Raw genomic sequence first — 13,003 nt, forward strand, 5'->3', positions numbered from 1 at the left:
ATTACAAATTTAAGGCAGAAAGAGCGGCCTCCGGCTGAAGTTCGGATACCGTTGCGGACGACTGCGATGCCGGTTTTTCTTTGGGTTTCATGCCAAATAAAAACCTTGTTAAAGCGTACGGGCGCACCAGCAAATGATAGATAAGCACGGTAACAAAAAGGGTAATACCCACAGTATAAATATATTTTGAAAGAATGCTTTCGTTTTGGGTTTGCACAATATAGTAAGCTATCAAAACAATAACCGTTTGATGCAGTATGTAAAACGGATATACGGCCTGGTTTAAATAACCAAGCACTTTGTGGCTCCTGTTAAAATAGTGCTTGCCATAGCCAACAAGCGCCAACACCCATCCCCAGGCAATTATTGGCCGTAAAGCGGTAAAAGCATACGAAAAAGCAATACTTTTAAACGGCCAGGCTGTTTGCCAGGGTTCAATACTGTTCCAGCGCATTACTTCCCATATCATCAGGCTGATGAAGCCAATGGTTAAGGCAAAACGGCGGTTGCGCTCAAGGCTATCCATTAATTTTGGTTGAAGAATGCAAATAAAACCAGCCAGCAAAAACAGCAGCCAGTAAACAAAATAGCTGCCATCGTGAATCAGATCGTTGGTTTCGGGCAAATCCCAACTGGTAAATGTAAACCATAGGATGCCCGGCAACATAACCAAGTAAACCCATTTGCCATTGGCTAATATAGCCAGTTTCTGTTTAAAGCCATTGCTTTTAGGCGAGATCATCCAGGCAAAAAGCGGCGCGAAGATCAGATCATAAATAAACAAATAGGCGATAAACCAAAGGTGATGCCAGCTGAAATTACCCTTGGGATAGGGCTGAAAGCTAAACGTACTGGGATAAAAATCAAGGAAGGAGCCTTTGTAACCATTAGCCAGCCGTTCCATATAGATCTGCGGCGGAACAATGACGAACATGCCCACCAGCAGCGGAATAAAAAGCCGGCGGAAGCGCAAGCCGATGAAACTGAGTGTAGAACGCCGCTGCATCATGTAGTAACTCACGGTACCCGATATAAAAAAGAGCAGCGGCATGCGAAAAAGGTGTAAAAAATGGTTCGATTCCATCATGAGGTTACTGGTTTCGTGATTTTTGATGTGCCAGCCATCTTCGGCAACAAAAGGCATTGCCGAGTGGAAAAATAATACGCCCAGTATGGATAAAATTCGTAGCCAGTCGAGATAGGTTTGTCGTTGTGTGGTTTCCATGATATTTCTTTGTTTTTTATCAAAGAAAATCAGGGGCACGCGCTGTATAAAATTACTTTGACCAACGGTAAAAAAGCTTTGACCATTGGCAGGATTTGAGGCTGAATAAAATCAAATTATCGAGAAAACTCTTACTGCTATTTCCCGTTCAAAAAATCGGTGTAATCAAAAAACAATCGGTGTAATCCCAGATAAAATCAACGTAATCATTCCCCATCAACGGTCAGCCACGCATAAACGGGTTAAAATTCCTCGTCCCTATTTCCATCCCCGCCGCCCGGCAAATGGTTTTATCGCCAAATTTAAAGTTGATCTGATCCATCGCCTGGTAAAGTTTAATGCGCTCTTCATTATCCTCAAACAGGTTAATCTGATAACTTCCGGTACACAAATCGCTCAGCCTTACACCTATCAGGCGGATAGGTCGATGCTGATCCCAGGCCTTTCTCAACAAATTTTTCACTCCCGGAATAAGGATATGCTCGGCGGCCGTGAGTGCAATTTTTTGCTGCTGGGTATGCGTTTCAAAATTACCGTAACGTAATTTAATGGCCAGGCATGATGATAACTTATTTTCCCGGCGAAGTTTGGATGACAACTCCTCCGTCATTGATACCAGCGTGGTTTCAAGCGTGCGATGATCGGATACATTGGTATGAAACGTATGCTCGGTGCTGATGGATTTCCTGTCGGAATGCGGTACTATCTCGCTATGATCAATCCCGTTGGCCTTTTCCCAAAGCGCATGGCCATATTTACCGAAAATAGTTTCCAGAAAACGAATATCTACTTTTTGCAAGTGGCCTATCTTTTCGATGCCGTATTGATATAATTTATTACAGGTACTCTCACCCAACCCGGGTATCTTCCTGATGTTTAGCGGGGCCAAAAACTTCACCTCATCGCCATGCTTCACAAACATTTGCCCATTGGGCTTGGCCTGGTTGGTAGCCATTTTAGCTACAGTTCGGCCAGATGCCATACCGAAGGAGATTGGCAGGCCGGTTTCTTTGATGATCTTCTGCCTCAGTTTGGTAGCCTCCTGGTAACAATCAAAAAAGCGGTCCATCCCGGTATAATCGATATAAAACTCATCGACGGAGGTTTTTTGATACAAAGGCACCGTATCATCAATGATCTGGGTAACCTCGCGCGAGGCTTCTCCATATCGCCCATGCGAACCACGGATGAGGATAGCGTGCGGGCAAAGCTTAAGCGCCTGTTTGGTAGGCATTGCCGAGTGTATGCCAAATGCCCGCGCCTCGTAACTGCAGGAGGCCACCACTCCCCTTTCGGCCGAGCCACCGATAATTACGGGTTTACCAATCAACTCCGGATGAAACTTTCGTTCCACCGAAACGAAAAACGAATCGAGGTCGATATGAACAATATAGCGTTTGGCTTCCACAAAACAAAAGTGAAAATAAATTTGATATTTTACTAATTATTTTAGCATTTTTGACTAAATTAATTAGCTAACAGATGAATATGTACGAAGATTACCTGATGCTGCTCTCGCCTCCCGAACCGGTGAAGCACGAGATAGCCCGCTATAAAAAGGCGTCGGCAAGGCTTATCGGTAATTTTAAAAGCATGGATTCTCCGGCGCATATTTCTATTCAGCATCTGGAAAGGCAGAAGCCATTTATGTCTGGTAAAAACATGGAGTTAATTGAACAAGGCATTAATACCTTACCACCAGTACTGCTGCATTTAGATGGCTTCGCGCATTTTACACATCTGCATAGCCGTATGACCATCTATGCCACCATCCGCACCACCCCGGCCACTGATGACTGGTTTAGCGCGCTTAAAAAGAGGCTCAAGATCAAAAAAAATATTGTGCCCCATATTACCGTAGTGCGCGATATTCCCGAAAAACATTTCGATGCGCTTTGGCCGCATTTCAGGCATAAAAAACTGGTTGAGCCATTTTGGATCAGGGAGCTGAGCATCTTAAAGCGCGATACACTGGATGCCTTTGCCAAATGGGATAAGTTTAAAGTTTTCGAATTTAAAAACCAGACTGCTCCCGGCTACACCCGCGATGAGCTGGAACTGCTTAAAGCAGGTGATCCGGATCAAATTAACCTCTTTATTTAAAATTTTAATATCATGGACTACGCATTTTATCATTTCATTTTGCCGGTACCCGATCATGTTAACTTCATGATCCTGAAATTAAAGAACGAGGCAAAGCGCCTCATCGGCAATTACCCAAGCATGCAGGCGCGGGCACATATCACCATCAATAACTACCCACGCAAACCACTTGATGCAGATATGCAGGGGTTTTCATTTTTGAGCAGGAAGCTTGGATTATTGCCGTCAGTTGTTTTTGAGATAGATGGTTTTGATTGCTTTAACGAAGGCAACAACTATAGTAAGACAATCTACGCTAAAGTTAAACTAAGCGAACAGAACAAATACTGGCTAAAACTGCTGAAAGATATAGTTGGCGAAAGCAGCACCATTCCCCATATCACCATAGCAAGGGGCATCACTCCGGATCAGTTTAACCGGCTATGGCCGCATTTTCAGAAACGGGAAATGAAGGTAAAATTTGTGGTGAGCAGGCTAACCATTTTGCAAAATTTGCTCACAGATTCAGACCAACATGCCAAAACTTACCGTGAATTTGAGTTTCGGGGCGACGAAAATGTACTGGCCGGCTCTGATAATTGGGGTATAAACAGGCAAATTAAAAATTATCCCTCTATAAATCAACAGATAAGCCTTTTTTAACATTTTCTTAATCATAAATGCTGTCTTTTTCTATATTTGCGCCGGGGTAAGTCTTTTACGGCCAGCTCCTCTTGAACTCCCCCAGGGTGGGAACACAGCAAGGGTAGAGAGTTGAGCGGCGCGATAGAAGTAGCTTACCCTTTTTTATTTTCTTATTTTTGCCGCACCGGCAAAATGGTACACGCCTGCTTCCGGTGTACAAGATCTCTCTACTTCATAAAATACATAAATGCTCGACATACTCATTATTGGTGCCGGCCCTATTGGTTTAGCTTGCGGACTTGCAGCCCAAAAAGCCGGTTTAAGCTTCGTGATCATCGAAAAAGGCACCCTTGTAAATTCATTATACAACTACCCTTCAACCATGACATTCTTCTCTACATCAGAGAAACTGGAAATTGGCGGCGTACCATTTGTTACCACACACACTAAGCCTAACCGAGCCGATGCATTGGAATATTACCGCCGGGTAGCTCTATCCAATAATTTGCCTATTCATCTTTTTGAAGAAGTTACCGAAGTAAAGCTTGAAGGAGGTATTTATACCATCACTACTAAAAAGGCAAGCTACCAGGCAAAAAAGGTAATCCTTTCAACCGGCTTTTATGATATTGCGGTTAATTTGGATATCCCCGGCGAAGAGCTGCCTAAGGTAAAGCACTACTACCAGGACCCGCATTATTACACCCTGCAAAAAGTGGTTGTGGTAGGCTCAAGCAATTCGGCTATTGACGTGGCATTGGAAACTTATCGTAAAGGCGCTGAGGTTACCCTCGTAATCCGCGATAGCGAGGTGAGCCAAAGGGTTAAATACTGGGTAAGGCCCGATATTATTAACCGCATAAAAGAAGGCAGCATTAAAGCTTACTTTAATTCCAACCTCGAAGCCATCCGCGAACATGAGGTAGATATCAAAACTCCCGAAGGTTTAATCACCATTCCCAACGATTTTGTGATGGCGATGACAGGTTACAAACCGAATTTTGACTTTCTTAAAAAACTCGGAATTATCCTATCCCAAGATAAATTTATCCCCCAATACAACCCCGAAACTATGGAAACAAACATGCCCGGTTTATACCTTGCCGGGGTGGTTTGCGGCGGCCTCGATACGCATCTTTGGTTCATTGAAAACTCGCGCGTTCACGCAGAGATGATCCTTGCTGATATTATGGCGAAAAAGTGAGTGGTTTATTGAGTTGATTAGGCGAATGGTTTTATTTGAAAAACAACAAGTTATAAACAAAAACCAACTACTCACCCAATCAACTCAATCAACCATTCACCAACCCACAAATAATGACATTTTTTTCTTGTATAAATAAAATTTTATAGTCTTCTTTGCAGCGAAATTAAAAACACAGTAATTCAACAAAAAAATGAATATACCAAGCTTAAATAAGCCCGCCCTGAGAGCAAGTTTTGCTCCGGTTGCTGCTGCCTTGGGTTCAGCTGTATTTTTAAACTGCCCTCTTCTCCGACGAAGGACCTACATGCCACGGGCTTGAATTAATTTTCATCCTGCTCCACACAAAAAGAGTTTTTTAAACTTCTTTTAAAAAAACCATCTAATTATTTAAGGCTGATAAAGCCAATTAATTTCACGGTAATTACCTATTTAAATGACCATACAAGATTTTGATATCCAGGTTGCTACAGCACAGCATGTAGATTATGCTGCCATGATATGCGATGAAATGGCCGAATCGGCCAAGGCACGCGGAACCGGTATCGCCACACGCTCGCCCGAATATGTTGCCAATAAAATGCTGGAAGGCAAAGCGGTTATAGCATTGCATAAAGATGGCACCTGGGCCGGTTTTTGCTACATAGAAACCTGGAGCCACGGCGACTTTGTTGCCAACTCGGGCCTTATTGTTAACCCGCAATTCCGAAAAGCAGGTTTAGCGAAAGCCATTAAACACCGTATTTTCCAATTGTCGCGCACCAAATATCCGGATGCTAAAATATTCGGTTTAACAACCGGTTTGGCGGTAATGAAGATAAATTCGGAACTTGGCTACGAACCGGTTACCTACTCTGAACTTACCCAGGACGAGAACTTTTGGGCCGGCTGCAAAAGCTGCGTAAACTTCGATATCCTCACCAGTAAAAACCGTAAAAACTGCATGTGCACAGCTATGCTGTTTGATCCTGCGGAAAAACAAAAGGAGTACGAGGAAAAGATGCAACGAATTACGCACAAAGCAACGCTTTTGGAGCGTATTGAAAATGCCATAAAAAAACGCATCGGGCACGATCATTAAGCCAGAGGCTTAGTAAAACAAACAAAAACAGATTACCATAAATTGATAGTAAAGCTTTAAGCCTTACGCTTTAAGCTTTAAGCTTACCAAAAAACATGAAGAAAAAAGTAGTATTAGCTTATAGCGGAGGTTTAGATACCTCTTTTTGCTGTATTTATTTAACACAGGATCTTGGTTATGAGGTTCATTCGGTTATTGTAAATACCGGCGGTTTTAGCGAAGAAGAGTTAAAAGGCGTTGAAGAGCGTGCTTATAAAATGGGCGTTACATCGCACCATGTGGTTGACGAAACCGAAAACTTTTACAATACCTGCGTACGCTTTTTAATTTATGGTAACGTATTAAAAAACAATACTTACCCGCTATCGGTAAGTGCCGAGCGTGTAAGCCAGGCAACCGCCATCGCTAACTACGCCAAAGAAATTGGTGCCGAGTTTGTTGCCCACGGCAGTACCGGTGCCGGTAACGACCAGGTGCGTTTTGATATGATCTTCAATATCCTTGTACCAGAAGTAAAGATCATCACCCCAATCCGCGATTTGAAACTGAGCCGCGAAGAAGAGATCGAATACCTGAAAAAACATGGTGTTGATATGAACTTCGAAAAAGCTAAATACTCTATTAACAAAGGTATCTGGGGTACTTCGGTAGGTGGTAAAGAAACCTTGACTTCAAACCTTGGTTTACCTGAAGAGGCCTGGCCTACACAGGTTACCGAAAGCGAAGTAAAAGATTTGGTACTTACTTTTGATAAAGGCGAATTGGTAGCCATTGGCGATGAGCAATATGATCACCCAACCAAAGCTATCCAGGCTTTACAAGCTATCGCGCAGCCTTATGGCATTGGCAGGGATATCCACGTTGGCGATACCATTATCGGTATTAAAGGCCGCGTTGGCTTTGAGGCCGCTGCCCCAATGGTGATCATCAAAGCTCACCATACTTTAGAGAAACACGTTTTGACCAAATGGCAGCTTTCATGGAAAGATCAGTTATCATCTTTCTATGGCAACTGGCTGCATGAAGGTCAGTTCCATGATCCTATTATGCGTAATATCGAAGCTTTCCTGAACGATACACAGGTTAACGTAAGCGGAAAAGTGTTTGTACAATTGCACCCATACCGTTTCCAGGTTGTAGGTATCGAGTCTGATCATGATTTAATGTCGAACAAATTTGGCAGCTACGGCGAGATGAACAATGCATGGAGCGGCGAAGACGTTAAAGGTTTCTCGAAAATATTCGGTAACCAGGTAATGATCTATCATAAGGTTAACGGCCAAAATGATTAATACGGCGTTTTCAAAAAGCGATTGCTTAAAGCACTATAACTGGGGCGACGACTGCCACGGATGGACTTTCATTGATACGGAAGCCTTATCCGTTAAACAAGAACTAATGCCACCCGATACTGCCGAGCAATTGCATTATCATGAAAAAGCCACTCAGGTATTTTTTATTTTGAGAGGACGAGCTACTTTTTCGATTGACGGGGAGGTAACGGTATTAAAACCCGAACAAGGTATCGAGATTAACCCCGGTCAGAAGCATTTTATAAGCAACAACGACCGGACAGATCTGGAGTTTATTTTATATTCATATCCATCTACAAATAATGACAGAATTGAAATTAAATAAGGTACGTACAGGTATAGTTGGCGGCGCGGGATACACCGGTGGCGAGATGCTCCGCATCCTGATCAACCACCCTAACGTTGATATAGCTTTTGTACACAGCAACAGCAACGCGGGCAACTACATTTACGAAGTACATACCGACCTGTTTGGCGATACCGACCTGAAATTTGCTTCTGAATTATCTACAGATATCGATGTGCTTTTCCTTTGCGTAGGCCATGGCGATGCTAAAAAGTTTTTGGAAGCAAATCCTATCCCCGATTCTGTAAAGATCATTGATTTGAGCCAGGATTTCAGGCTGTCGCAAAACGCTGCTTTAAACGGTAAGGGCTTTGTATATGGCTTGCCTGAATTGAACCGCGAGGCAATTAAAACAGCCGCTAATATTGCCAATCCGGGTTGCTTTGCTACTTGTTTACAATTAGGTTTGCTGCCCCTGGCTTCGAAAGGTTTATTGGATAATGAGGTGCATGTTACAGCAACAACAGGTTCTACGGGAGCCGGTCAGAGTTTATCCGCTACTTCACACTTTACATGGAGAAACGATAACCTTTCTGTTTATAAAGCATTCAGCCATCAGCATTTAAATGAGATTGGCCAATCGTTAAGGCAATTACAGCCGGGCTTTGATAAAGCGATAAACTTTATCCCTTATCGTGGCGATTTTACCCGCGGCATCATAGCCTCTATTTATACCGAAAGCGACTTAACCGAAGAGGAAGCATTAGCGCTTTACAAAGCATATTACGAAGGCCATCCATTTACACATGTAACCAACCGTAATATCGATTTAAAGCAGATTGTTAATACCAATAAATGCTTTATCCAGGTAAAAAAACACGATAACAAAATATTCATTATCAGCATAATGGATAACTTACTTAAAGGCGCATCCGGCCAGGCAGTACAGAACATGAACCTATTGTTCGGCCTTGACGAGCGCGCAGGCTTACGACTTAAGGCGATCGGCTTCTGATGGAGCTGCTCGCCGTACCGGAAAACCTGTTATCAATTAAGTAGTAAAATTATATCCACTGAAAAAAATGAAATTATTCGACGTTTATCCTATCAACAATATAAACATTACAAGGGGTAATGGCAGCCTTGTTTACGATGCCGAAGGAACTGAATATCTTGACCTTTATGGCGGTCATGCCGTTATTTCTATTGGTCATACCAATCCGCATTATGTAAAGCGTTTGGAAGATCAGTTGCACCAGATCGGCTTTTACTCTAACTCTATCGAGATCCCTATTCAAACTGAACTGGCTCAAAAATTAGGTAAGGTATCTGGCAAGGATGATTACCAATTGTTTTTGTGTAACTCTGGTGCTGAGGCTAATGAGAATGCTTTGAAACTGGCTTCGTTTTACAATGGTAAAAAGAAGATCATCGCTTTCAAAAAATCGTTTCACGGCCGTACGTCTTTGGCTGTTGCAGCTACTGATAATCCTAAAATTGTTGCGCCGGTAAACGAAACCGATAACGTGATCTTTTTGCCTTGGGCTGATGAAGCTGCTTTAGAGCAGGCTTTGAAAGACAACGAGGTTTCTTCGGTAATAATCGAAGGTATTCAGGGCGTAGGTGGCATCCAGGTTGCTCCTGAAGCTTTCCTGCAAAAGATCCGTTCGCTTTGTGACGAATATAATGCTGTATTTATTGCCGATTCGGTACAATGCGGTTATGGCCGTACAGGTAAATTCTTCTCGCACGATTTTGCAGGCGTTAACGCCGATATCTACAGCATGGCTAAAGGTATGGGTAACGGCTTCCCTATTGGCGGTATTATCATATCGCCTAAAATACAGCCTGCTTATGGCATGTTGGGTACTACTTTTGGTGGTAACCATCTGGCTTGCGCTGCCGGTTTGGCCGTACTTGAAGTAATGGAACAGGATAACCTGATGCAAAATGCTGCTGAGATTGGCAGCTATCTGATTACCGAGTTGAAAAAACTTGAGCAGGTTAAAGAAGTTCGTGGCCGTGGCTTGATGATCGGTATTGAACTGCCTGAGGAATTAGCGCACGCCCGTAAAGAATTACTTAACAAGCACCATATATTCACCGGAGAAGCTAAACCAAACGTGATCAGGTTACTACCGGCATTGAACCTCACCAAAGCGTATGCTGATAGGTTTTTGGAAGCTTTTGTAACTGTTTTAAATCAATAACCCGCTATAATACCCCAACCGATGAAACTATTCTCTTCTGTTAATGATGTAGCCGATGTTAACACGCTTGTAAAAGAGGCGCTGGCACTTAAACAGGATCCTTTTGCCCATCAACAACTGGGTAAAAATAAAACGCTGGCGCTTGTGTTTTTAAACCCAAGTCTGCGTACCCGCATGAGTACCCAAAAGGCTGCCATTAACCTGGGCATGAACGTGATGGTACTCAACATCGATAAAGAAGGCTGGGCGCTTGAACTGCGCGATGGCGTAATTATGGATGGCACCACCGTTGAGCATATCCGCGAAGCGGCGGGCGTTATGGGCCAGTATGCCGATATTATTGGCGTTCGCTCGTTCCCAGGCTTGCGTAACCGCGAAGAGGATTATAGCGAAATGATATTTAACAAGTTTGTTGAGTTTTGCAAAGTGCCGGTTGTGAGTTTAGAATCAGCTACCCGTCACCCGCTGCAAAGTTTGGCCGATTTGGTTACCATTGAAGAGTTAAAAACCAGCGCTCGGCCTAAAGTGGTTTTAACCTGGGCACCGCATATTAAACCGTTGCCGCAGGCTGTTCCAAATTCGTTTTCGGAGTGGATGTGTAAGGCTGATGTTGATTTTACCATCGTTCAACCAAAAGGTTATGAGCTTTGTGCCGATTTTACACAAGGCGCAAATATCACTTACAACCAGGATGAGGCTTTGGCCGGAGCAGATTTTATTTATGTAAAAAACTGGTCGGCTTATGAGCCTTATGGCAATATTTTGGGCAAAAATGAAGAGTGGATGCTTACCAATAAAAAGCTTGCCTTAACCAACAATGCTAAAGTAATGCACTGCCTGCCGGTTCGCCGTAACCTGGAACTGTCTGATGAGATTTTAGACGGACCAAATTCGGTAGTAGTTCACGAAGCCGGCAACCGTGTTTGGGCAGCGCAGGCTGTTTTAAAGCAGATGTTAGAGAGTTTGTAGTAATTTTTCAATGAGCAGGAATTAAGATCAGATCTTGATTCCTGCCTCTTACTTTCCTGATTCTTTTCTCATGTATACGCCTAAACATTTTCAGTTAACAGATGAGCAGGAAGCCATCAGCTTTATGCAGCGTTACAGCTTTGCAACCATCATTACAGCTACTAACGATGTGCCTTTTGCTACCCACATCCCTTTTTTGATTGAAAAGCGCAACGGGAAAATCATTCTCGCTTCGCACTTTGCCAAAGCTAACCCGCAGGCAACTGAAATTATCGGAAAAGATGTTTTAGTGATATTTACCGAGCCTCATGCCTATATTTCACCCAAACATTACGAAAAAGAAACCAACGTACCTACCTGGAATTATATAGCCGTACATGCCTACGGCAAAGCCATAATTTTGCCCGAAGGCGAACAGACCGCCGATTTACTGGCCCGAATGATAGGTAATTATGAAGCCGATTACCTGGAACAATCGAACGGCTTGCCTAATGAATACAAACAACGTATGATGAAAGGCATTGTAGCATTTGAGATTGCTGTAGATGATTTACAGGGTAAACAAAAGCTCAGTCAAAACCGGAGTGAACTTGAACGAAAAAATATTATTGAAGCCTTAGCCAAAAGTGGAGATGCTGTTGAAGCAGAGATAAGCAAATACATGTCTGGCTTAGAGTAATTACTACAATTAAATCTTCGGCAGATTGTTTATTCCTGTATTTTTTTGGATGCACTGTTTATCATTGCATTCAGCGTTAACCCCTGTACAATTACCGAAAATATCACGATAAAATAGCTGCCCGAAAGGATCAGATGCCGATATGGTGTATTGGGCAATGATAATGCAAGTGCTATAGAGATCGCTCCCCGTAAGCCCGCCCAGGTCATGATATTGATATTACTGTAATTCACTTTCAATGTTCTCCTTAAAAAGGTAAGCGGCAGCATAATACTCATCCACCGCGCTATTAACACTATGGCTATCGATAAACTGCCGGTAACCCAGTAATTGTTTACAAATGGCAGGTTAACCAGTTGCAACCCTATCATCACAAATAATATAGTATTCAGAATTTCATCAACCAGTTTCCAGAATTTTTCGAGTGCTTCGTGCGATTTCTCTTTATTATCCTGGTTAATAGACTGACTCCCAGCAAATAATCCTGCCGTAACAACCGATAGCGGTATCGAAAAATCAAGCAGAACGGCCAATACAGATAACCCCATCACCAAAGCCAGCGAGATCAATACGATAGTCTGAAAATCCTTTACCGAATGCATTAAGCGGTGCGCCAGGTACCCTAATAACGCACCGGCTACAATCCCTCCTATTATTTCCTTAACAATAAGCATGGTTACTTTAGCCAGTTCTATCTTCTCTTCGCCTACGCGTGCAACTTCTAAAATAATCACAAAAAGGATTAGCCCAATGCTATCATTAAACAACGATTCGCCAGAAATAATGGTTTCAAGGTGTGCCGGCAGTTTTGAGTTTTTGATGATGGCAGATACCGCTACAGGATCGGTAGGTGAAATCAATGCGCCGAATAGCAGGCAATAAATAAGCGGCATATGAATATGAAAAACAGGAGCTACGTAATAAAACAGCGTTCCGAATGCTGCGGTTGAAATAATTACCCCAAGTGTGCTCAACACAAACACAGGCCGCATTTCTTTTTTAAGCTTCCGGCCATCAAGGTTAAACGAACTTGAAAATAACAGGAAACCCAGCAGAATATTCAATACCGCTTTTGAAAAATTAATATTCTTGGCCAAAGTGCCCAGGTAATCAGCTATAGACGAATCTACTTTATCTAAAACAAGTATAACTATAGAAGCAATTGTAGCCAGCAGCACAATACCAATTGTGCCGGGCAACTTTATAAAACGCGCGTTGAGGTATGAAAAAATCGCGCTTACAATAACCAATAAAGCAATTACAACAAACAGATCCATAAATACTTATCAATAAGGATTTATGCGGATTA

Annotated in this window: 13 protein-coding genes and 1 other RNA gene; 11 read left to right on the forward strand and 3 right to left on the reverse strand. The window is 42.8% G+C overall.

Going from position 1 to position 13,003, the window contains the following annotated elements; translation table 11 throughout:
* Position 1: 1 nt before the first annotated feature.
* A complete protein-coding gene (locus tag HYN43_RS11545) occupies positions 2-1,225 on the reverse strand; it encodes an acyltransferase family protein (protein WP_119409494.1) in 1,224 nt (407 codons plus the stop codon).
* Positions 1,226-1,448: 223 nt separating this feature from the next.
* Positions 1,449-2,633, reverse strand: coding sequence for a DNA polymerase IV (dinB, locus tag HYN43_RS11550; protein ID WP_119409495.1), 1,185 nt, complete (start codon positions 2,631-2,633; stop codon positions 1,449-1,451).
* A gap of 74 nt (positions 2,634-2,707) precedes the next feature.
* On the opposite strand from dinB, the gene HYN43_RS11555 reads away from it, so the two are divergent.
* The 11 genes from HYN43_RS11555 (at position 2,708) to HYN43_RS11605 (ending at position 11,694) form a co-directional block, all read left to right on the forward strand.
* Positions 2,708-3,328: a 2'-5' RNA ligase family protein gene (locus HYN43_RS11555; RefSeq protein WP_119409496.1), complete on the forward strand. Its 621-nt coding sequence runs from the start codon at positions 2,708-2,710 to the stop codon at positions 3,326-3,328.
* Positions 3,329-3,340: 12 nt separating this feature from the next.
* A complete protein-coding gene (locus tag HYN43_RS11560; protein ID WP_119409497.1) occupies positions 3,341-3,970 on the forward strand; it encodes a 2'-5' RNA ligase family protein in 630 nt (209 codons plus the stop codon).
* A gap of 44 nt (positions 3,971-4,014) precedes the next feature.
* Positions 4,015-4,113: signal recognition particle sRNA small type (gene ffs, locus HYN43_RS11565), an RNA gene on the forward strand.
* Between the two features lie 86 nt (positions 4,114-4,199).
* Positions 4,200-5,156, forward strand: a complete 957-nt coding sequence (locus tag HYN43_RS11570) for a YpdA family putative bacillithiol disulfide reductase (RefSeq protein WP_119409498.1) — start codon at positions 4,200-4,202, stop codon at positions 5,154-5,156.
* A gap of 436 nt (positions 5,157-5,592) precedes the next feature.
* On the forward strand, positions 5,593-6,237 hold the full coding sequence (locus HYN43_RS11575) for a GNAT family N-acetyltransferase (protein WP_119409499.1): 645 nt from the start codon (positions 5,593-5,595) through the stop codon (positions 6,235-6,237).
* Between the two features lie 95 nt (positions 6,238-6,332).
* Complete coding sequence (argG, locus tag HYN43_RS11580) at positions 6,333-7,529, forward strand: argininosuccinate synthase (RefSeq protein ID WP_119409500.1); 1,197 nt, start codon at positions 6,333-6,335, stop codon at positions 7,527-7,529.
* Positions 7,522-7,875 carry a cupin domain-containing protein gene (locus HYN43_RS11585; protein ID WP_119409501.1) on the forward strand — a complete coding sequence of 118 codons (354 nt, stop codon included), beginning with the start codon at positions 7,522-7,524 and terminating at the stop codon, positions 7,873-7,875. The genes argG and HYN43_RS11585 overlap by 8 nt, the downstream gene beginning before the upstream one ends.
* Positions 7,853-8,851: an N-acetyl-gamma-glutamyl-phosphate reductase gene (argC, locus tag HYN43_RS11590; RefSeq protein ID WP_119409502.1), complete on the forward strand. Its 999-nt coding sequence runs from the start codon at positions 7,853-7,855 to the stop codon at positions 8,849-8,851. The genes HYN43_RS11585 and argC overlap by 23 nt, the downstream gene beginning before the upstream one ends.
* Positions 8,852-8,918: 67 nt before the next feature.
* Complete coding sequence (locus HYN43_RS11595; RefSeq protein WP_119409503.1) at positions 8,919-10,046, forward strand: aspartate aminotransferase family protein; 1,128 nt, start codon at positions 8,919-8,921, stop codon at positions 10,044-10,046.
* A gap of 21 nt (positions 10,047-10,067) precedes the next feature.
* Positions 10,068-11,015 carry an N-acetylornithine carbamoyltransferase gene (locus HYN43_RS11600; RefSeq protein ID WP_119409504.1) on the forward strand — a complete coding sequence of 316 codons (948 nt, stop codon included), beginning with the start codon at positions 10,068-10,070 and terminating at the stop codon, positions 11,013-11,015.
* A 70-nt stretch (positions 11,016-11,085) separates the two neighbouring features.
* Entirely contained in the window at positions 11,086-11,694 is a 609-nt protein-coding gene (locus HYN43_RS11605) for an FMN-binding negative transcriptional regulator (RefSeq protein WP_119409505.1), read from the forward strand.
* A gap of 29 nt (positions 11,695-11,723) precedes the next feature.
* Here the strand turns inward: HYN43_RS11605 and HYN43_RS11610 are convergent, their stop codons facing one another.
* Positions 11,724-12,971 (reverse strand): cation:proton antiporter, encoded by a 1,248-nt coding sequence (locus HYN43_RS11610; RefSeq protein ID WP_119409506.1) that lies wholly within the window; start codon positions 12,969-12,971, stop codon positions 11,724-11,726.
* Positions 12,972-13,003: the final 32 nt, after the last annotated feature.

Origin of the sequence: Mucilaginibacter celer (genome assembly GCF_003576455.2) — a bacterium.
Lineage (GTDB): Bacteria > Bacteroidota > Bacteroidia > Sphingobacteriales > Sphingobacteriaceae > Mucilaginibacter > Mucilaginibacter celer.